This window comes from Haloplanus salinarum (assembly GCF_024498175.1).
GTDB classification, from domain to species: Archaea; Halobacteriota; Halobacteria; order Halobacteriales; family Haloferacaceae; genus Haloplanus; species Haloplanus salinarum.
In genome coordinates, this window is record NZ_CP101823.1 from 1,647,050 (window position 1) to 1,666,258 (window position 19,209).

21 protein-coding genes are annotated in these 19,209 nt (G+C 67.1%); 7 read left to right on the plus strand and 14 right to left on the minus strand.

From position 1 onward, the window contains the following. Positions 1-91 precede the first annotated feature (91 nt). The 6 genes from NO364_RS08485 to NO364_RS08510 all read right to left on the minus strand — a co-directional run bounded on the left by NO364_RS08485 (position 92) and on the right by NO364_RS08510 (position 8,030). Positions 92-1,162, minus strand: a complete 1,071-nt coding sequence (locus NO364_RS08485) for a zinc-binding metallopeptidase family protein (RefSeq protein ID WP_257629075.1) — start codon at positions 1,160-1,162, stop codon at positions 92-94. Between the two features lie 186 nt (positions 1,163-1,348). Then, a complete protein-coding gene (locus NO364_RS08490) occupies positions 1,349-3,169 on the minus strand; it encodes an ATP-binding protein (protein ID WP_257629076.1) in 1,821 nt (606 codons plus the stop codon). 46 nt (positions 3,170-3,215) lie between these two features. Beyond that, entirely contained in the window at positions 3,216-4,379 is a 1,164-nt protein-coding gene (locus tag NO364_RS08495) for a DUF5305 domain-containing protein (RefSeq protein ID WP_257629077.1), read from the minus strand. 50 nt (positions 4,380-4,429) lie between these two features. Next, positions 4,430-5,587: a signal peptidase I gene (locus tag NO364_RS08500; protein ID WP_257629078.1), complete on the minus strand. Its 1,158-nt coding sequence runs from the start codon at positions 5,585-5,587 to the stop codon at positions 4,430-4,432. 74 nt (positions 5,588-5,661) lie between these two features. After that, the gene (locus NO364_RS08505) at positions 5,662-6,516 is read right to left on the minus strand and encodes a hypothetical protein (RefSeq protein ID WP_157687900.1); all 855 of its coding nucleotides are present in this window, start codon (positions 6,514-6,516) and stop codon (positions 5,662-5,664) included. 5 nt (positions 6,517-6,521) lie between these two features. Beyond that, positions 6,522-8,030, minus strand: a complete 1,509-nt coding sequence (locus NO364_RS08510) for a CARDB domain-containing protein (protein ID WP_257629079.1) — start codon at positions 8,028-8,030, stop codon at positions 6,522-6,524. A gap of 179 nt (positions 8,031-8,209) precedes the next feature. Between NO364_RS08510 and NO364_RS08515 the strand changes: the two genes are divergently transcribed. Continuing rightward, on the plus strand, positions 8,210-8,689 hold the full coding sequence (locus NO364_RS08515) for a type IV pilin domain-containing protein (RefSeq protein ID WP_257629080.1): 480 nt from the start codon (positions 8,210-8,212) through the stop codon (positions 8,687-8,689). 58 nt (positions 8,690-8,747) lie between these two features. Here NO364_RS08515 and NO364_RS08520 read toward each other — a convergent pair whose 3' ends face one another. The 6 genes from NO364_RS08520 to NO364_RS08545 all read right to left on the minus strand — a co-directional run bounded on the left by NO364_RS08520 (position 8,748) and on the right by NO364_RS08545 (position 12,598). Beyond that, a complete protein-coding gene (locus NO364_RS08520; protein ID WP_257629081.1) occupies positions 8,748-8,981 on the minus strand; it encodes a hypothetical protein in 234 nt (77 codons plus the stop codon). Then, a complete protein-coding gene (locus NO364_RS08525; protein WP_257629082.1) occupies positions 8,978-9,640 on the minus strand; it encodes a hypothetical protein in 663 nt (220 codons plus the stop codon). Before NO364_RS08525 ends, NO364_RS08520 begins: the two co-directional genes overlap by 4 nt. Before the next feature lie 176 nt (positions 9,641-9,816). Further along, positions 9,817-10,851 (minus strand): right-handed parallel beta-helix repeat-containing protein, encoded by a 1,035-nt coding sequence (locus tag NO364_RS08530; RefSeq protein ID WP_257629083.1) that lies wholly within the window; start codon positions 10,849-10,851, stop codon positions 9,817-9,819. Next, positions 10,852-11,376: a hypothetical protein gene (locus tag NO364_RS08535; RefSeq protein WP_257629084.1), complete on the minus strand. Its 525-nt coding sequence runs from the start codon at positions 11,374-11,376 to the stop codon at positions 10,852-10,854. Between the two features lie 99 nt (positions 11,377-11,475). Beyond that, positions 11,476-12,030 (minus strand): DUF1102 domain-containing protein, encoded by a 555-nt coding sequence (locus tag NO364_RS08540; protein WP_257629085.1) that lies wholly within the window; start codon positions 12,028-12,030, stop codon positions 11,476-11,478. Positions 12,031-12,043: 13 nt separating this feature from the next. Continuing rightward, on the minus strand, positions 12,044-12,598 hold the full coding sequence (locus tag NO364_RS08545) for a DUF1102 domain-containing protein (RefSeq protein WP_257629086.1): 555 nt from the start codon (positions 12,596-12,598) through the stop codon (positions 12,044-12,046). 240 nt (positions 12,599-12,838) lie between these two features. Between NO364_RS08545 and NO364_RS08550 the strand changes: the two genes are divergently transcribed. The 4 genes from NO364_RS08550 to NO364_RS08565 all read left to right on the plus strand — a co-directional run bounded on the left by NO364_RS08550 (position 12,839) and on the right by NO364_RS08565 (position 15,503). Next, positions 12,839-13,396, plus strand: a complete 558-nt coding sequence (locus tag NO364_RS08550; protein ID WP_257629087.1) for a DUF7344 domain-containing protein — start codon at positions 12,839-12,841, stop codon at positions 13,394-13,396. Continuing rightward, a complete protein-coding gene (locus NO364_RS08555) occupies positions 13,393-13,917 on the plus strand; it encodes a hypothetical protein (protein WP_257629088.1) in 525 nt (174 codons plus the stop codon). Before NO364_RS08550 ends, NO364_RS08555 begins: the two co-directional genes overlap by 4 nt. A 145-nt stretch (positions 13,918-14,062) precedes the next feature. Then, on the plus strand, positions 14,063-15,013 hold the full coding sequence (locus tag NO364_RS08560) for an alpha/beta hydrolase (protein WP_257629089.1): 951 nt from the start codon (positions 14,063-14,065) through the stop codon (positions 15,011-15,013). A gap of 151 nt (positions 15,014-15,164) precedes the next feature. After that, a complete protein-coding gene (locus tag NO364_RS08565; protein ID WP_157687889.1) occupies positions 15,165-15,503 on the plus strand; it encodes a DUF7113 family protein in 339 nt (112 codons plus the stop codon). A 95-nt stretch (positions 15,504-15,598) separates the two neighbouring features. Here the strand turns inward: NO364_RS08565 and NO364_RS08570 are convergent, their stop codons facing one another. Further along, positions 15,599-16,837, minus strand: coding sequence for a DNA double-strand break repair nuclease NurA (locus NO364_RS08570; protein ID WP_157687888.1), 1,239 nt, complete (start codon positions 16,835-16,837; stop codon positions 15,599-15,601). 101 nt (positions 16,838-16,938) lie between these two features. Between NO364_RS08570 and NO364_RS08575 the strand changes: the two genes are divergently transcribed. Next, positions 16,939-17,592 carry an HAD family hydrolase gene (locus tag NO364_RS08575; RefSeq protein WP_257629090.1) on the plus strand — a complete coding sequence of 218 codons (654 nt, stop codon included), beginning with the start codon at positions 16,939-16,941 and terminating at the stop codon, positions 17,590-17,592. 6 nt (positions 17,593-17,598) lie between these two features. Here NO364_RS08575 and NO364_RS08580 read toward each other — a convergent pair whose 3' ends face one another. Continuing rightward, positions 17,599-17,973, minus strand: coding sequence for a DUF7993 family protein (locus NO364_RS08580; protein ID WP_257629091.1), 375 nt, complete (start codon positions 17,971-17,973; stop codon positions 17,599-17,601). Between the two features lie 98 nt (positions 17,974-18,071). Here NO364_RS08580 and NO364_RS08585 point away from each other — a divergent pair, with 98 nt between their 5' ends. Beyond that, entirely contained in the window at positions 18,072-19,178 is a 1,107-nt protein-coding gene (locus NO364_RS08585) for a guanosine monophosphate reductase (RefSeq protein ID WP_157687885.1), read from the plus strand. Positions 19,179-19,209: the final 31 nt, after the last annotated feature.

The following is a 19,209-nucleotide window of genomic DNA, read 5'->3' on the forward strand; positions in this document are numbered from 1 at the left end:
TACTGTTTATTGTGAGTCATTACCGGTGGTTCGCCGAGACGGTCCGGCGAACCACCGGCAACCAGTCACAATGATCCGTATCACGGGGCGATCACACGTCGACCGCGAAGTCCTCGAGATCGTCCGCTCGCTCGGCCATCGCGCCGAGCAACGCCCCCAGATCGCGGAGGTCCACCTCGTCGATCACCTCGACCGGCGTGTGCATGTAGCGGTTCGGCAGGCCGAGGCTCAGCGACGGCGTCCCCCCGCTCGCCGTGTAGAAGGCGTCGGCGTCGGTGCCGGTGCGGGTGCCCGTCGCCTGCAACTGGACGTCCACGTCCGCGTCGTCGGCGACCGTTCGCGCCAGGTCGACGAGGACGGGGTGGTTGGCGCTCCCCCGCGACACGACGGGTCCCTCGCCCAGTTCGACGGGACTCCGCCGCTTCTCGGGGATGCCCGGCGAGTCGGTGGCGTGGGTCACGTCGACCGCGACCACCGCGTCCGGTGAGAGGTCGACCCCGACCATCCGCGCGCCCTGCAGGCCGACCTCCTCCTGGATCGTGCTCACGGCGTACACCGTCGCGTCGACGTCGGCCGCGGCCGCGCGCCTGAGCGCCTCGGCGGCCGCCCAGACGCCGATCCGGTTGTCGAGGCCGCGGGCCGCCACCCGCGACCCGTGGAGCTCCTCGACCGTCGTCGAGAACGTGACCGGGTCGCCGACCGAGACCAGGTCGCGGGCCTCGTCGCCGTCGGTCGCCCCCACGTCGACGGACTGTTCGCCGATGTCGTCGTAGCTCTCCTCGCCGGTCTCGCGGAGGTGGATCGCCGTCTGCCCGACAACGCCGGGCACGGGGTCGTCGCCGTGGACGGTCACGTGTTGGCCCTTGGAGACGGTGCGGTCGGCGCCGCCGATGGCGCCGATGCGGACGTAGCCGTCGTCGTCGATCCGGCGGACGATGAATCCGATCTCGTCGGCGTGGCCGGCGACGGCAAAGGACGTATCGACGTCCGGATCGCCGCGGTGGATCGCCACCGCGTTGCCGTAGTCGTCGGTCCGCACCTCGTCGGCGAACTCGTCCACGTAGTCCAGCCAGACGCGCTGCCCGCGCGTCTCGAAGCCCGAGGGACTCGGCGTCTCCAAGAGGCGGTGCAGGAACGCCCGGCGGTCCGGGTCGAGTGACATATCTCCCGGTACGGGGGTGCAGGCAAGAACCCAGCGATCCGGCGGCTCGGATCGTTCCTCGGCGGGCCCGTCGGGAGCGCCGCCACCGGCGACGACGCCCGTCTCATACTGTTTATCGTAAGTCATTACCGGTGGTTCGCCGAGACGTTCCGGCGAACCACCGGTAACCAGTTACAATAATCCGTATCAGTCGCCGTGTCGGGTCACGCAGGTCGGCAGGCCCGTGAGTTCGACGGGTTCGGAGTTGTCCGGGGAGTAGACGACCATCTGCCCTTTCTCCATGTAGGGCACCTTGTCCTCCAGCGTCGAGGGGATGTTGACGCTGCTGATCGCGTCCTCGTCGCCCAGATTGAGCACCAACTTCGTGTTCACTTGCTTGAACACCGAGTCGGCGATGTCCTGTGGGTCCTGGGTGATGAGAAAGAGGCCGAGTCGCTCCTTGCGGCCCTGCTTTGCCGCCTCGGTGAACTTCCCGATGACCTTCCGGGCCTGGACGCTCTCGGCGTCGGTCAGGAAGTTGTGTGCCTCGTCCATCCCGACGATCAGCGGCGTCTCCTTGATCCGCTCGTGGTCCGGGTCGTTCGACAGTTTCTCGTCGACCAGCAGGCTGGACACCGCGAGGACGACCAGTTCGGTCGCGCGCGAATCGGTGACGTGGTACGTGGGAACGACCGTCAGGCCACCGGGGCGGACGAGTTCGTGGACCAGATCGGTCACGGGGCGGGCGTCGCGGTCGAACACCCGGGCGAACGCGGACCCGAGCGCCCGCCGGCGGACCGCGTCGAAGGTGGCCTCGTGGATCCGCCCGGACTCGTCGAGTTCCTCCCGGAGGCCGGGGTCGTCGAGAAAGGAGGTGAAGGCGTCGTAGGTCGCTTCGTCGCCGTAGTCGCGGAAAAAGCGGTCGAGGAGGTAGTCGAGCGCCTGGTACTGGTTGTCGTTGAGACGGGCACCCGCGACCAGCCACGGCCGCCGACGGACCATCCGGAAGGGGACGGTGAAGGGAACCTGCTCGGCGCGGTGGGTGGCGCCGTCGTACGACGCCCCGTTGACTTCGGGGACGAGGGCCACGGTGTCGTCGTGGCCGCCGTGGGCCACTCCCTCACGGTCCAGTCGCCGGGCGAAGTCGTCGTCCATCGACGGGTTGTCGTCGTGCATCTGGGCGTACTCGTCCTGCGGGTCGAACTGGACCACCGCCGTCCGCACCTCGCGGCCGTCGTCCATCGGGTACGACGAGTCGAGATACTGCCGGAGGACGTTCTTCGAGGCGTGGGTCTTCCCCGACCCCGTGCCGCCGGCGACGAGGGTGTGCCGGAAGACCAGCGGGTCGCCGTCCGCGTAGTCGTCCGTGAGTCGGTAGTCGATGGTCGGCGGCCTCGCCGCCGTCCGCACCGTCTCGCCGCCGACCGCGAGGTGCCCGAGGAAGACGCCGTCGGCGGGGATGGCCAGCCCCGTCTTGATCTGTTCGGCGTCGGTCGCCTCGCTCACGACCGCCCCCGGCTTCGGCACCCGGTCGGTCATCCGGCGTTTCAACTCCCCGCCCTCCGAGAACAGCACCGCGACGGGATCCAGCGCCGCCACGAACTTGTAGTCGCGCTCGGCGAAGTCGTCGCGGCGCATCGCCCGCCTGGCGTGGATTTCGGTGGCGTCGTCGGCCTCGAACTCCTGGGCGTACTCGAGGGCCGTGATGCGACAGAAGAGCGTCTCGTCGTCCGGATAGGGGACGATCACGTACTTCCCGAGGCGGACCGACTCGCGATTGTCGCTGGTGATGAAGGCCTTCAGCGCCGTGTCGTCGCCGTCTTCCGCGACGCGGAGCCCCTGGGAGACGGAGATGGAGCCGAGGCCGTGGTCGGCGCCGCTCGGCGAGACGTCGTAGGTGTCGAAGTCGTCGGCCGTCGCGTCGTCGGTCGCCCGCGACGCCTCGGCCGTCGTCGCCTCGTCGGTTGTCGCCTCGTCGTCCGGCGAGTCGCCGGGCGACACCTCCGTGAAATCCCCGAGGTCGGACATGTCCACTACCACGGAGGTGGGGATGAAACCCCTTTCGGCGAGGGTGTCAGATGTCGTCGTCCGTATCCCCCGTGTCGCCGTCGTCCTCGACTGCCTCCGCCGTGCTGTCGCCCTCGAGAATCGTATCGAGGCCGCTCGTCGGCGGTTCGCACACGTACAGGAGGCCGTCGTCGGCGACGTAGAAACTGCCGTCCTCGGGGTCCTCGAACACGCGGGCGTCGAGGTCGATGGCCGTGTCGACGAGACCTTCCAGTCCGTCGACTTCGACCCGGGGACGGTCGCTGACGGTCGCGGGGAGCCGTGCGGTCGTGATCCAGTCGTCGAACTCCTCGCGAGTCGATCGGAACTGCAGTGTCGCACGCTCGGCTTCGGAGACGGCGAACAGATCGTCGTACCGTCCGTACGCAAGGCCGGCGAGGCCAAGGAAGCCCACGATCAGCGCGGCCGGGCCACCGATCCGGTACGCCGGTCCGTACGTCCGCTGCCGGGTGAACGGTTCGGTCGTCGATCCGTCGAGCGATTCACCCTCGACGGCGCCGACCTGATAGGTGGTCCCACTGACCGAAACGGGGAGCCGGTAGTCCGCCGTCCGCGCCACGTCGTTCCCGTTGACGGTGCCCTCGAACTCGACCGTCGAGACGACGAGCATCTGAATCGTACCGGGCGTCCCGCCGAGCCGCTCCGAGATGTTCGTCATCCGGTTGTACGTCCGGTTGACGTTGCGTTCGAAGGTGAGTTCGGTCGATTCGCCCGGTTCGATGCCGGTCGTGCGCGTCGTCCCGAGTGGTTCGGTGAGCCGCCAGAACTCGATACGTTCTTCCCCGCTCTGAGTCGGCTGGGATTCGACCGCGCGGAGTATCAACGTCTGCTGGACGGTCACGTCCACGCTCCCACCGTCGGTCGCCTGGTAGCCGAACCGGAACGTCCCCTCGACGAGCGGACTGATGGAGAGGAAGTACGCGGGTCGATTCGAAAGCTCGGTGCCGACCGAATACAGCGGGTTCGGCTCCGTCACCGTTGCCCTCGTCTCGTAAGTTCCGTTGGCCTCCCACGAGGAGACCTGTCGCTGCTCGGTCGTCGTTCCGGGAGCCTCGTAGGCTGTGTACGTCGCGTACCCGCCGACCGCCATCAGTACCACGCCGACCAGGACCAAGACCGCGAACCACTCGTCCAGCAGGATCCGTCCGCGCACCCCCCACTCCCGTGACATGTGGCGCTTTTTCCCGATACCCCTACAAGAATCTTGAGGAGGCGGCGGGATTACCCGTACCGCCTCAACAGTCGCCGGAGGGTCGAGACGCCGTCACGGGAACGGGAGCGAGAGCGGAGCCGGCCGGAGCCGACGAGCGACATCCCGAACAAGTAAAAGGGGACGCCGATGACGGCGTCGACGACGAAGATCGGCAGCCACGGGTGGACTCGGTAACAGGCGTCGATCACCGACGGAGGCAGAACGGCGAGGTAGCGATACTCCGAAACGTACCGACGGTAGTACCCCGTCTCCGGGGGAGCGGACAGCGTCAGCGTCGCGTTCGCGCTCGATCGACCGGGGACGCGAAGCCGTTCGGGAGTCGTCTCGACACCCTCGCTGGCGGGCGTCAGATAGACCACGACGGGGACGACGCCGGCGTTGGGGACGCGGTAGGTGAGGGACTCGGCGGTCCCCTGTCGGATGATCGTCGGATTCTTCGAGTCGAAGTCCGCGCTCACGACGCCGAACTCTTGGGTTCCCGCGGGAACCACCATCGACGCCGTCGCGGTGAGAACGATCAGCGCCGCGAGTCCGGCGACGATGACCCTCGACGACAGCCCCCGGTCCCGACTGCGGGATCGGCTTCGGTCGCGGTCCGTTCCGTCGGTCACGAACAGATCGAAGAGGTACAGAAGCACCGAGAGACCGAGCAACAGGTACGTGAGTCCCTGGGTCCCGAGCAAGGATCGGCTCCCCGTCACCGACGCGAGCGTCCGCTGGGTGTCGGTGACGGCGCTTTGGAGACCCATCACCGCCGTCCCGAGGTGTGGAATCACGACGACCGAGCCGCCGACTTGCCACGCCTTGGCGACGATTTGGGCATCCTTCACCGGTGGCTCGTTGCCGTCCTGATCGGTGAATGGATTGGCGTCACCGCGGGTGACGTAGCCCCGCTCCGTCTCGCCGACGATCCGATGGGTCGTGAGACCACCACCCTGGATCTGTTCGGCCCGAAAGACGATCACGTCACCCTCCTCGACGTCGCCGTCGATGGCCGTCGGGATGGCGACGAACCCATCGCCGGGGTTCAACGTCGGCTCCATGCTCCCGGTTTCGACGAACCCGAGCAACACCGGATAGCCGAGCGCCTGTCCGGCGACGAGCGCGACGACGACGACGATGGCGAGGACCTCCCCCGCGACCGAGAGCATGCGTCGGGGAGACATTCGATTCACCGGACGATTACGTCGAGCCGATAAAAAACCTCTCCGCTCACCCCGTCTGCCGTCACCGATCGCCACTATCCGGTCGATCCGTCGGTATCGAACAGCTCCAGCACCAGACACACGTACGGGCCGATGAATCCGAGACAGAACCCGAGTAGATGGACGTAGTCGTTCGGAACCGTCGCCGACCCGGTGGCACCGGCACCGAACCCGACGAACGGGAATCCGACACACAGGAGGGTCGCGACGACGAGGAGGTCGAGCCAGCCCCGCGTCGATCCCGCCGTCTCTACACCCCCAGCTCGTCGGCGGTCCGTCTCGAGAGCGTGGACGTAGTACGTTCCGAGCACCCCACAGGTCAGCGTGATTCCCAGACTCGTCGTCGAGGGGGGGAGGGCGACGACGGGTGTGATGGCGATGACGACGAAAAACACGGCCGGTGCGTGCCGGAACTCGATCCACGAGGCGAGTCTCGCCCGGGCATAGATCGGAATCAGGAGAGCGAGAAGGCCAGCGAACGCAGCGTTCACGCCCGAAAATCCGTACCCGACGGCACGGCGGGGAAGGGCGAGGTTCAACGCGGAGAGCACGGGGGGGAGTGCTAGCAGGAAGGTTCCCGTCGCGGCCCCGAACAGTCGCCGCCGACCGGCGAGTACCGCGAGCAGATACGCGACACCGGCGAACACTCCGTACCCGAGCAGATTCGAGGCGAGATGTGTGACCCGGAAGTGGACGAAGTGTGCGGCGAACGCCGTCGTGAGAGTGGGCGAAGCGTAGAGAAAGGTCAGCGAGCGGCGACTCGATTCCGGTAACAGGAAGATGCCGAGCAACGCTGCCGGGACGGCTGCGAGCGCCAGGCAGTCCCGGACCCGAACGAGGTCGACGACAACGGCGCCGAACGGCGGATCGTCGGTCGAGCGGAGCGACACGACAGTCACCCTCCGCCGGTTCCACCGCGTCGACGGCGGATCAGTAACGCTACGAGCGAGATCGAGATGATCCCGGACAGCCACGCGATCGACGACGGGTCGAGTGTCGCGGGTTCGCTGACCGACGCGTTCGTCCGATCGGCAGGGGTCGGTGACGGAAGGGTCGAGGACTGGGTCGGCGATTCGCGTTCCGTGCCGTCCTCGTCGACCGGTGTGGCACCGGACGGGGCGTCCGTCGTCGGGGCCGCGACGACGAACGTCCCGGCGTCGACCCCGTCGACGCCCACCGCGTACCGCCCCGGCGACCGTGGCTGGACGGTGAACCGAACTCTCGCCGTCTCGCCGGGTGCCAACTCGACGGCGCGCGTGTCGATTCGCTCGCCGTCGATCGACAGACTGATGTTTCGCTCCCCGGCCGCGAGGCCGTCGTTCCGGACAGACACCGCGACCGTCGAGGACTCGCCTGGCACGACGGTCGAGCGCTGCGGACCGGCGTCGACGATCCGAAGGTCGGGGGTTCGGACGCCCACCACGAACGTCGAGAACCCGGGCGACTCGGCTTCGAACACCGCACGGCCGTTCTGCATGCCGACGTACCTCGCGTCGAGTGAGTGCCAGCCGCCACCGTCGCTGTGTCGGACCACGAGATGGTCGGCGGTGGTTCCTCTGGCCTCGAGATACGCCGGCGCGGCACTGAATCGGAGCGTGGCGGACTCGACCGAACCACCGTCCGTCACTTCGACTGCCCCGAGGGCACTGATCCCGGTGTTGGCGTCCGGTCGCTCCGTCCCCTCGAGCACCCGGACATCGACCGACATCGAGCCGCCGTCGCCGGTCACGACCAACTCGTCGAGGGTGAGCGTCTCCGTCTCGATGGCGTCGACCACCAGTCGGTCCGTATCGAGCGTGACCGGCGCCCCGGCCGGCGCGTTCGTTACGGTGAACTCCCGAGCGTCGTCGCTCGGCGCGTAGGAACTGACCGAACGGTTGTCGTCCGACGTGGCGGCTCCCCCGGTGGCCTCGGCGTCGACGTCGCCCGGTTCGGCGACCCGCGCGTGGACGGTCAGGTCCTCCAACAGCCCGTCGGTGGTTCCGGTCGTGTCGACTCGCATCCCGACGGTCGTCGATCCGTTGGCCGGCAGGACGACGGCGTTGGCCTCGGACTGGATCGGCCGACCGTCCGCCCGGAGAGTGACCGACTCCGAACCGTGCGTGATCCAGATGCGTGCGAACCGCTCGCCGCCGTAGTGGACGACGAACACGTCGTCGAGAATCGTGACGGCGTCGACGCCCACACCGTCGCCCTCGAGGTTCGGATTGGCCGCGGTGAGGTCGACGACGAGTTCGCCGTCGGCGAGGTAGGCATACCCCCCGTTCGGTCCCGACGACGGGGAGAGTGACACCTCCTCCCCGACGGGATCCGACGCTCCGGGGAAGGCGCCGGTCCCGACGGCGAAGGTGGCGGCGGACAGTATCAGAACGCCCACGGCGAGACGCGCGATGACTCGGCTCATCGGACGACAGCGGAACATCGAACTCCCGACCCTTCAGTATAGGGTGTTTGAACCGGGTATCATACCGATTGAAACGGTCGCCACCGCCTCAGTTCTTGCCGCTGATAATTCGCCCGCGCGACTTTTACGTCTTCAGGTAGACAGTTTCGCCGAGAACGACCGATCGATTTCCCCCCACGATGAACGCGTTACGAACCGAAGACAGAGGCGTATCGAACACCGTCGGCGTCGTGTTGTTGGTCGGCATGGTCGTCCTATTGGCCGCGACGCTGTGGGTATTGGTGTCTGGACTGGCCGGATCGCTCGGGCCGGCCCCACCACAGGCCGCCTTCGATTTCGAGTACGAGACGGGCGTCAGCGACCCCAACTGTGCGAGCGATCCCTGTGAGGTCGTCCGCGTCGTCCACACGTCGGGCGATACGTTCGACCCCGAGCAGGTCGAGGTGGTAGTGTACTACATGGACGGCGGAACGGAACAGCGGTACGCGACCGACTGGGTCGACGTCGTCGTCGATCCGGTCGACGCGGGTGAGCGGGTCCGCGTTTGGACGAACAGCCCCATCGACACGCTCGCGACCGCCCGGATCGAACTGCTCTGGACGAGCGAGGACGGCCAACACAGCGACGTGATCGCGCGGTGGGAAGGGCCGTCGGCGTGACACGTTGCCCCCGGTCGTACGTCCGATCCGACGGTCCCGGCCGGACCCCGGAGACTCCTCACTCCGCCGTCGCCGGAAACTGAACGGTCGTCAACCCCACGAACGAGCCCGCGGAGTCCTCGTCGGCGGCACTCAGGGTGACAGTGATGGGTCCTTCGACGATCCGATCCGTGAACAACCCGACTTCGAAGTTCGAGCGCTCCGGCGCCCCCGAGTCCGGTCCGTCGGGCAGATGTTCGAAGGAATCCGTGGCGCCGTCGTCGCTGGTCGCCTCGACTCGGAACCCGGTCACGTCGCCGTCGTCGGTGTCGGCGACTTCGACCTTGTAGTAGAGGCCAGTGATCCCGCCGTCCGTGAACGTCGCCGATCCCTCGAACCGCTCCACGTCGAACCGGTCGGCGGGTAGTTCGACGTCGCCCCCGTCGCCCGGTCTTCGACCGTCACGCCGAAGTTCTCCGCAACCGCGGTGATTTCGTTCTGGGTGAGCGTGTCGGCCAACCACTCCGGGTCGGTCCGCAAAATGCCGCGGGTCGTCCGGTCGAGGATCTCGTTCGGCGTCGACTCCTCGAAGGTCTGCCAGTTAGTGCCGGGGATGCCCTCGTTCTGCTGGTAGACCGCCCGCATCGGCCCGTGTCTGTCGGGCATTACGGCGCCACCCCCGAGCGGGCATCGTGGCTGCGTCCGTGCTGACGTCCTGGCCACCCGCGCCCTGGCGTTCGTGAGGTTGATACCTAACTGCCCGTTGCTCGTGTCCGTGTCGTCCGCCGTCGACATCGCGAACACGCCGTTCGGCCCGGGTCCCACACTCAGACCGAGATACGAGCCGGCGTCGTCGGCGACGCGCACGGTCACGTCGCGGTCGGCGCTGGTGCTCGTGAACGCGCCCGAACTAACGATGCTCACCCCGCCGGTCGTAGCTCCTATGCCGAGCATCAGTTGTCGTCGTTTCATGTCATGTCTCCCGCCTCGGTTTGACCGATCCCTCGATCAAAGCCCACCGACTGAGTCGAACCGTCGAAATGCCGACGTGGGGTATTGGCTATATCGTAGCGTCCTGTCACCGCTGACGACACGGTTCGTTAGTGAGCAGTCGAAGAGTAGGTGAGTGTCCTACTCATGCCCTGCTGCTATCCGAGATACGTGCTGTTTGCTCCAGCAGATGTGGTCGTAACCCCGCCAGTCGTATCGAACGTATTGTTGCTCTTAACGGGACTCAGTGCGATTTTCTCACCGTCGCCAGATGGGGTAGGTAGGGAAACGTCCTCCCTGTCAACACTGAACACGAAGATCCCAGCACCGTCACTGAAGTCGTTCCCTGTGACGGTTACATCGAGGCTTTCAGACTCGTACACTGCGAGACAGTATCCGTTGGTGTCGAACTGGTTACCTGTAATCGATGCGCTGTAGGATAGCGGCTTATCTGTCGCATCAGTTCCACCGAAGGCAATCCCCAGCTCCGTCTCAATTACATTATCACTCACCGTCAGGTTCTCGATATTCGAGACGTACCGAGTGATTCCGATCGTGTCAGCGCTAGCGTCAGCCGGTGAGATCACGTTATCGCTGATTGTGACGTCGTCTGCGCTTTCAATCGCGACACCACCGAGGCTGGCATTTTCACCGTCGTTGTCGTTCGGGGTGATGACGTTGTTGGCTATCGTCGTACCGTCGGCCGGTTTTCCAACTGCTCCCACCTGTATCACGCCTTTCTGGGTGAGGCTACCACTAGCTTCGCGCTCGAGAGCGAATCCGTCGATGGTTACCCCTGTAGCATCGACTGCAACCAAGCTATCGACCGTCGCTTCCGCCCCACGGTCGCCGTCACCGGCGACACCGGCGTTCGGCCCGAACAGCGTGATGTCGTCTTTATTGTTTTCCTCGTCGGTGGTTATGTCGAATCCACTGTACGATCCCGATTCGACGGAGATCACGGAGCCGGAATCGACGTTGTCGATCGCATTCTGGATCGAGGTGTAGTCGCCGCTTCCGTCCGCGTTGACGACGGCGTCGTAGAGGTCGCCCGCGGGACCGGATGGGCCGCCCTCCTCGCCGGTCAGATCCGCCAGCGCCCCGTTCAGTCGCTGGCGAACGTTCGGGGGGATATCCTCGACGGTGAGTTGCCCACTCGCCTGATCGACGAAGTCCTGGATATCGAGTGTCATCTACGGAGCCACCCCCGAAACCGTGATGGTGTCGTCGACGCTCGTGTTCGTGCCGCCGGGATACACGTCCACGACGAGGCTGTACGTCTCGGCGTTCCCCGGGGAGAGATTCACCGTCGGGAAGTTCGTGTCGGGGACGACCAACACGATGAGCGTGTTGCCCGAGTTCGTGTCGACGAACGTCAGCGGGGTCACCGACACGTCGACGGCCTGGGTCCCCTGATTCCGGACCTCGAAGAGGTCCTCGATGACGGTGACGGCGTCGGTGTTGACGCCGGACCCGCCGCCGCTGGTCGTGTTGCCTCCGTCGAGGTCGATACCGAACTCGCCGTTGGCGTCCTCGGTGACGTACTCGGCGTTGTCGTTCCCGGTATCGTCGATGGCGAGATACGCCAGTGCGTCGTCCGTGACCGACACGGACACGTCGCGGTTCGCCTGAACGGTCGTGAACGCACCCGTCCCGTTAACGACCGCACCACCGCCGCCGATGGCCCCGATTATCGCCAAGAGCTGTCTCCTGTTCATGAATGTCACCGCCCTCTCAGGCGAGGCCCACCGGCGGAGTCGAACCGCCGAGAACCGTGGAATGAACCACGATTCGCGCCTGCGTGGGTATGGGATTAATTATGTAGTGATGATTGAGCCACCACCGCTCGCATCGGCGCTAATTGTTGTCGTACTACTAACATCTTTGAACTGCGCGCTGGCGCTCAGATCGATAGCGACGCCGATGTTGGCGCTGCTCCCAGTCGAGAGTTCAAGATCGTTCGTGTGGAGTGGCTGACTAGGGGTACTCCCCTCGTAGAACGTGATCGCCACGTCGCCACTCTGTTGGTCTATCTTGTCAATAGACACGAAATACGTCTGCGTGCCCTGATTCGAAACCTCGAACACGTTGTCGAATTCGTAGTCCGAGCGCACACCTGGGCCTGAGCCGGAAACGTTGGGCCCGGCTCCGTTGAAGTCCAAGAACAGCTCGTTTGCGCTTGTTTGGGAGGCGAACGAATCGCCGTTATCAGAGTTTAGCGGCTTCAGTCCGAGGTACGCGTTGTTCTCGTCGGCAACTTGGACAGCCACGGTTCGGTCGGCTGTTACGCTCGTGAACGCGCCGGTGCCGATGGTGGCCGCCCCACCGCCCATGAGCGTCCCGAGTCCGGCTAACGCCTGTCTTCGTTTCATAATCCTTCAGCTCCTACACGGCGTCTGCCTCAACCGTGAGGGTGAGACCACTGAGATCGCTCGTGCCCGAGTCGACCGCGAAATCGACGTCCACCTTCTCACCCTCGTCAAGTTCGACCGTACCATCCGTGTCGCCGTCGTCGGTGCTGAGCGCAGCGGCGACACCATCACCGCTTATACCGTCAACATCGATATCGCCCGGGTCTTGGATGGTGATGCTAGGGGAGCTAGAGGAGGAGAGGTCGACTTCGACGTTCTGTGTGCCCTGGTTCTCGATCTGGAACACCTCCTCAAAGACGGTCTCTGCGTTCGGGTTCACACCCGAACCCGAACCGGGGCTCCCGGAGCTGTCGAAGTCGATGGTTATCTCATCGCTCGAACTTCCACTGGCGAACTGACCGTTCGGGTCCGAGGTGGCCCGCAGCCCGACGTACGCGTTCGTGTCATCCGCCACGTTGACGTTGACCGTCCGGTTCGCCTCAACACTCGTGAATGCGCCAGTACCCACCGTCGCCGCCCCGCCGGCAGCGATCGATCCCATCGTCGCGATGAACTTTCGCCGTTCCATAGTTGGTCACGTGCCCCGTCGGGAGCACGTCTCACCCCTGTACATCCATCCACCTTGTTGTGAGGCGATTGAAACGACGAAAACGAAGTCGTAGAACCGGTTCAACGGCTCGATTGACGGGAGCCAACGACCGTTTGACGTCGTTTCAAGCCGGGATTGAGTGGGTGTTGGACGGGCCTGAAAGACCCGTCGGCGGCGGTTACTTATGTGACAGGGGGATGTGACGTTAGTTCGATACGTATGGGGGGTACGTCGAACGGAACGAGTCTCGCACGGGACGACGTCTACGAGGTACTGAGCAACCGACGACGGCGGTTCGTCATCCACTACCTGCAGCGGAACGGGCCGCGGGCGGCGCTGGGGACGCTCGCGGAGCACGTCGCCGCGTGGGAGAACGGCATCGACGTCGCCGCGGTGGGGTCGGACGCGCGCAAGAACGTCTACACGTCGCTCCAGCAGTTCCACCTCCCGAAGATGGAGGACCTGAACCTGGTGATCTTCGACCAGCGCGCCGGCGAGGTAGAGCTCACCGACGACGCGGACGACGTCGACCTCTACCTGGAGGTCGTTCAGGGTCGGGACGTGCCTTGGAGCCTCTACTACCTCGGAGTGGGGACGTTGACTGGGGTGGTGACGCTCGGTCACGCGCTCGACCTGCCGGTGCTGGCTGGGATTGGCGACGCCAGCCTGGCGATGTTCACGATCGTCGCCATCGCCACACTGGCGCTGGTTCACACCTACTACACCCGCGGGATGCGACTGGGCTCGGAGGGACCACCGCCGGAAGTCGAGGGATGAGCCGTCGACGCCGACGGATCGTGGCGGTGCTCGCGCTGTGCGTAGCGGCGAGCATGGCCCTCGGTGTCGGCGGATACTCCGCCGCCTCGGCGGACCGGAGCGTGAGTGTCACCGTCGCCGAACCGTCGGAGGCGTATCTGGCACTCGACGGCAGCCTCCAGTGCGGGATGGGCCGCGGCGTCGGCAACAACAAGGGCTTCGTTCACAACCGGTTCCCCGAGAACACCACCGTCGAACGGATCGACGTCACGGTCACGGCGGTCGACGGCTACGTCCGTGTCGGTACCGGCGGGCAGGCCGAACAACTGGGGCCGGGCGAGTCGGCCGACCTGACCTTTTGGGGACCGTACGATTCCGGTGACTCGGCCGGAATACAAGTGAAACCACCCACCGCCAACAACGTCTCCGGTGCCGACTCGTTGCACGTCGAAATCGACTCGGCAACCGGACCGAACGTCGGCGTCTCCGGGGCGACACGAACGTACGAGGTCGACTGCCCCGGAACGTACGGTCGCAACTGAGCTGTCGGTGGGGGGTGACGAAGAGGGAGCGAAAGCGGACTGGCCGGGCGTCGGTCGACGAACGACTCGACGCCGGGAGTTTATAGTAACGCGGACCGCTCCACCGAGCCATGACACTCGCCTGCACCTCGCGGAGTGATCGCCAGTGACCGGCCGCGCTCCCGACCTCCACCCCGAAGCGGAAACGATCCTCGACCGCGTCGATCTGCCGCCGACCGCCTCGCTCTCGGTCGAGGGCGCCCGGGAGGCGCTCCGGGACCTGCTGGTCGCCGAGGAGCCGCCGGACGACGACCTCACGGTCCGTGACCTCTCGATTCCCGGACCCGGGGACGATCCGGAGACGTCGCTGCCGATCCGGACCTACACGCCGCCCGATGGAGGGGCCCGACCGGTGTTCGTGTACCTCCACGGCGGCGGGTGGGTCCGTGGCGACCTGGACACCCACGACGGACTCTGTCGTCTGCTCGCCGAGGCGGCCGACTGTGTCGTCGTCTCGGTCGACTACCGACGGGCGCCGGAACACCGCTTCCCGGCGGCGGTCCACGACGCCTACGCGGCGACGGCGTGGGCGGCCGAGTACGCCGAAATCGTCGGCGGCGACCCGGACCGGGTGGCGGTGGGGGGTGACAGCGCCGGCGGTAACCTGGCGGCCGCGGTGACGCTGCTAGCGCGGGAGCGCGACGGGCCGGAACTCGCCCACCAAGTGTTGCTCTACCCGGTGACCGACTACGCGTTCGACACGTCGTCCTACGACGAGAACACGGCGGGATACCTGCTCTCCCGGGCGAGCATGCGTTGGTACTGGGAGCGCTATCTGGGCGACGATATCGACGGCGCCAACCCCTACGCGTCGCCGCTCCGGGCGCGGGATCTGTCGGGACTGCCGTCGGCGACGGTGATCACCGCCGGCTACGACCCGCTGCGGGACGAGGGGGCGGCGTACGCGGACCGCCTGCGCGAGGGGGGCGTCTCGGTCACCCACGAGAACTACCCGGGGATGGTCCACGTGTTCGCCTCGTTCCCGGACCTCGACCGGGCGCGGGACGCACGGCGGGTGATCGCCGACGGACTGGCGACCGCCTTCGGCCGGGACTGATACGGATTATTGTAACTGTTCACCGGTGGTTCGCCAGGACAGTCCGGCGAACCACCGGTACTGACGTACAATAAACAGTATGAGGCGGCGATTCTCGCCGCCGATAGCCGCCACACACGTCTTTTATGTCACGCACGCGTATTCGACGGTAATGTTACTGATCCGCGGGACGGGTGGGGACACGACGCTCACGGGGACGGTCTACGAGCGGGGTGAGCGGGCGCCGAGCTTCCGTGGCGCGCCCGACGAGGACGCAGCCTACGTCTGGGTCTGCGACGAGTTCTACGAGGTCGAGAGCGGCGGGTCGACCACCCGCATCGACGGTGAGGAGATCCAGGTCGCCTTCGAGTCGCCGATGCCGCGCGGGTTCGACACCCGGGAGCAGGCCATCGAGGCCGCGAAAGAGCACCTGCGGACCCAGTTCGCGCGGGTCGGCGTCCCCGAGTCGACGGTGTCGATCGAGATGGAGAAAGCCGATCCGATCGACTGATACGGATTATTGTCACTGTTCACCGGCGGTTCGCCGGACTGTCCTGACGAACGATCGCTAACGACTCGTCATCGTATGAGTGCGCGCTGACGGACTCAGAACTCCTCGCCCCAGCGGTGGTCGTCGTAGGTCCGGACGAAGGGCGAGTCGAGTCGTTCCTCGAACTTGCGCCGGAGCGCGGCCTTCTCGTCGACGCCGATTCGGGCCAGCGCGTCCGCCCGCTCGACGACCGGGGGCGGGCCGCGGGCGGTCGCTACGTCCCGGAGGATCTGCCGCGTGAGTCGATCCCGGGCGTCGGGGTCGCGGGTGAGGCCGGCGGGGGCCTCGACGCGATAGCAGAGGTCCTCGCGGGGGTCGTAGACGACGAAGAAGGTCACCTCGTAGTCGGCCGGGTCGCGGCGTCGGTCGACGCCGAGGGCGTCGCCGTCGGCCGCGAGCGTTCGGTCGGACCCCCCTCGGGACCGGAACCAGTTGGTGAAGGTGAGTCGATCCGTCGGTCGGCCCTCGTCGCCGTCGGGTTCCAGCAGGCGCGTGAAGAGGGCGGTGTCGTCGACCCACGGCGCGTCCACGCCGTTCTCGCGGAGCGTCCGGGTGATCAACTTCGGCGAGGGGTTCTTGACGAATCCCGCGACGGCGACGTCCCGGTCCAGGAGTCGCTCGACGAGGCGGACGTAGTTCTCGACGATCGCTCGGGGTTTGGCCTCCGTCGCCAGCGCGCCGAGTTCGGCGTCCCGGTCCTGCCAGTTGAGGAGTTCCTTCGGGTAGAGCGGACCGTCGAGGAGCAGACAGTCGTCGACGACATCGGCGTGTTCGAGGGCGTGGGAACTCTCAGCGAGGTAGAGCGCGAGGGCGTGGACGACCCCCTCGGCGTAGCGGTTCACGCGCGGGGCGTGCAGGATCTTGTTCCGGAAGTAGCCCTCGTCGCGGCGCGCCCAGTCGGTCCCGAGCGCGAGCGTCGGATCGTTCGCGTGGACGGTCGTCACCAGACTCCGGGCGCGGTGCAGGTCGAGGTCGGACGGCTCGGCGGCCATCGCGGCGTGGGCGACGTCGAGAACCAGTCCGTTCTTGAACGTGGTCGGGTTGATGGTGCCGGAGTCGAGGCCGTGGACGGTCGGGTAGGGCGAATCGATCAGCGCGACGTCGTCGACGGGGACCGAGCGGAGACGGCGCTCGCCGAGCGGATCGATCACCGTCCGGCCGTCGGCCCGGAGGGGGTCGAGGAACTCCTCGAACGCCGTCCGCGCCAGGTCGTCGTGGTCGGTGTCGTCGACCCGGCGAGCGAGGCGGCCGGCCAGGTCGGCGATACCGTCGACGTGGACCGGATCGAGGGTCATGGGGAACCAACCGGACGGGGACACAAATACCCACCCGATCGGGCCGGCCGCGGGCCGTCGAAGGCGGCACGCTCATACGCCTCGCCCGGATAGGCGACGGTATGGATACGGCCGCGGTGGCGTTCGACCTCGACGACACGCTCGCGGTGACGAACGTCGACCGCGAGACGTTGCTGGCGTCGGCGCTTCGGGCGGTCGACGCCCCGGCCCGCTCCCGGGAAGCGTATCTCGACGCCCACGCCGACAACCTGACTGCACGGAGTCGGGAACCGGTGTTCGAGACCCTCCTCGACGGGACGGACGTCGACCCCGCGGCGCTGGCCCGGGCGTATCGCGAGCGGGTGAACGAGGCGCTATCGCCCGTTTCCGGCGTCGAATCGATGCTCACGAGGCTCGCACGGCGGTACCGACTCGGCCTGCTGACGAACGGGCCGGTCGTCGCACAGCGGTCGAAGCTCCGGGTCCTCGGGTGGAGCGACCGGTTCGACGCCGCGCTGGTCACCGGCGATTTGAGCGCGGGCAAGCCCGACGCGGCCGCCTTCGAACGGCTCCTCGACGCCCTCGACACGGACGCCGCGGCGACGGTGTTCGTGGGCGACGACGTCGAGGCGGACGTGCGGGGCGCGTCGGCCGCCGGCCTCGACGCGGTGCAGGTGACGTTCCCCGGCGGCCCCGACCCCGATCCGGCGGCCATCGCACACGTCGAGCGCGACGAGTTGGCGGCACGGCTCCCGCGGATCCTGTCCTCGCGGTAGCCCGGGTCAGCGGGCGGCCACCGCGCGCTCGAAGACCGACAGGACGCGCTTCACCTCGGCGCCGTCTTCGACGAAGACGACCGTTCGCGGCGGCTCGACGGCCTTCGGGCGGACTCGCAGACCCGCCTCGTCCGCGGCCTCGACGACGGACTCGTGGGCGAGCCGGAAGTTGAGGCGGACGCGTTCGGGGTGGACGAACGCCGTCGCCAGCGGGTCGTCGCCGGCGCGCACCACGTACGCGCGGCTACCGTCGGTCGTCGGGTCGACCTCGGGGTCGGCGTCGGTCACCGACACGGTCGCGAGGCGGCCCTCGTGGCCGACCAGATCGGAGGCGAGCAACTGTGCGATGCGGACGCCGTCCGCGAGCGTGGAGTCGACCATGGGTCGAACACGGGCCGGAGCCGTTTCAAGGCTCCCCGTTCCGGCAAGCGTACCGCGACGAGGGGTTTATGCCTCCGCGCGGCCTTCCTTGTAGGGGAATGAACGACCTTCGAACGGGGCTGAGTTACGGCGACGCCCTGCTGGTGCCGAAGCGATCCCCGGTGGACAGCCGGGACGATGTCGACCTCGCGACGGCGTTCACGCCAGGGGTCGAACTGGCGACGCCGCTCGTCTCCGCGGCGATGGATACGGTCACCGAGGCGGAGATGGCGACCGAACTCGGGCGCGCCGGCGGTCTCGGCGTGATCCACCGCTTTCTCTCCCCCGAGAAGCAGGCCCGAGAGGTCGAGCGAGTCGTCGACGCGGGCGTTCAGGTCGGCGCCGCCGTCGGCCTCGACGAGGATTACGTTTCGCGGTGTGAGCGGCTGGTCGAGGCCGGCGTCGACGTCCTGGTCGTCGACGTCGCACACGGCCACCTCGAACGCGCGCTCGCCGCCGTCGAGCGGGTCGCGGCGGCGTTCCCCGACACCGACCTGGCGGCGGGCAACGTCGCGACGCCCGCGGGCGTCGAGGACCTCGCGGCCGCGGGGGCCGACTGCGTGAAAGTCGGGATCGGTCCGGGGTCACACTGCACGACGCGGAAGGTGGCCGGCGCCGGGGTGCCACAGCTGACCGCCGTCGACGACTGTGCGCGGGCCGCCGCGGACCTAGACGTGCGGATCTGTGCGGACGGTGGCATCCGCAACTCGGGCGACGCGACCAAGGCGCTGATGGCCGGGGCGGACACGGTGATGCTCGGCAGCCTGTTCGCCGGAACCGACGAGGCCCCGGGAGCCGTCGTCGAAGTCGACGGCACGCGGTACAAGCGCTCCCGAGGGATGGCCACCACCGCCGCGGCGGAGGACCGCGACGACAAGGGAGCGGACGTCGATGCCGACGAGGGCGTGGAGGCGCTGACGCCGTACAAGGGACCCGTGGCGGACGTCGCGAGGGAGTTCCTCGCCGGCGTCCGGTCCGGGCTCTCCTACTGCGGCGGCCACACGATCCCGCACGCTCGGGACCGGGCCGAGTTCGTCCGCGTCGCTGCGAGCGCGCGGGAGCGCGAAGGGTTCCACGCGGACCACGACTGGGAGGGCGTCTCGGTGGAGAGCGAGGCGAGCGGTGCCCGCGCGTCGGGGGCCGAAGCCGCCGACGGCGACGACTGATACGGATTGTTGTAACTGTGTACCGGTGGTT

Coding starts and splice junctions, on each gene's coding strand:
- NO364_RS08485 (WP_257629075.1), bottom strand. CDS start 1,162: ATGTCACTCGACCCGGACCGCCGGGCGTTCCTGCACCGCCTCTTGGAG.
- NO364_RS08490 (WP_257629076.1), bottom strand. CDS start 3,169: ATGTCCGACCTCGGGGATTTCACGGAGGTGTCGCCCGGCGACTCGCCG.
- NO364_RS08495 (WP_257629077.1), bottom strand. CDS start 4,379: ATGTCACGGGAGTGGGGGGTGCGCGGACGGATCCTGCTGGACGAGTGG.
- NO364_RS08500 (WP_257629078.1), bottom strand. CDS start 5,587: ATGTCTCCCCGACGCATGCTCTCGGTCGCGGGGGAGGTCCTCGCCATC.
- NO364_RS08510 (WP_257629079.1), bottom strand. CDS start 8,030: ATGAGCCGAGTCATCGCGCGTCTCGCCGTGGGCGTTCTGATACTGTCC.
- NO364_RS08515 (WP_257629080.1), top strand. CDS start 8,210: ATGAACGCGTTACGAACCGAAGACAGAGGCGTATCGAACACCGTCGGC.
- NO364_RS08525 (WP_257629082.1), bottom strand. CDS start 9,640: ATGAAACGACGACAACTGATGCTCGGCATAGGAGCTACGACCGGCGGG.
- NO364_RS08530 (WP_257629083.1), bottom strand. CDS start 10,851: ATGACACTCGATATCCAGGACTTCGTCGATCAGGCGAGTGGGCAACTC.
- NO364_RS08535 (WP_257629084.1), bottom strand. CDS start 11,376: ATGAACAGGAGACAGCTCTTGGCGATAATCGGGGCCATCGGCGGCGGT.
- NO364_RS08540 (WP_257629085.1), bottom strand. CDS start 12,030: ATGAAACGAAGACAGGCGTTAGCCGGACTCGGGACGCTCATGGGCGGT.
- NO364_RS08545 (WP_257629086.1), bottom strand. CDS start 12,598: ATGGAACGGCGAAAGTTCATCGCGACGATGGGATCGATCGCTGCCGGC.
- NO364_RS08550 (WP_257629087.1), top strand. CDS start 12,839: ATGGGGGGTACGTCGAACGGAACGAGTCTCGCACGGGACGACGTCTAC.
- NO364_RS08555 (WP_257629088.1), top strand. CDS start 13,393: ATGAGCCGTCGACGCCGACGGATCGTGGCGGTGCTCGCGCTGTGCGTA.
- NO364_RS08565 (WP_157687889.1), top strand. CDS start 15,165: ATGTTACTGATCCGCGGGACGGGTGGGGACACGACGCTCACGGGGACG.
- NO364_RS08570 (WP_157687888.1), bottom strand. CDS start 16,837: ATGACCCTCGATCCGGTCCACGTCGACGGTATCGCCGACCTGGCCGGC.
- NO364_RS08575 (WP_257629090.1), top strand. CDS start 16,939: ATGGATACGGCCGCGGTGGCGTTCGACCTCGACGACACGCTCGCGGTG.
- NO364_RS08580 (WP_257629091.1), bottom strand. CDS start 17,973: ATGGTCGACTCCACGCTCGCGGACGGCGTCCGCATCGCACAGTTGCTC.
- NO364_RS08585 (WP_157687885.1), top strand. CDS start 18,072: ATGAACGACCTTCGAACGGGGCTGAGTTACGGCGACGCCCTGCTGGTG.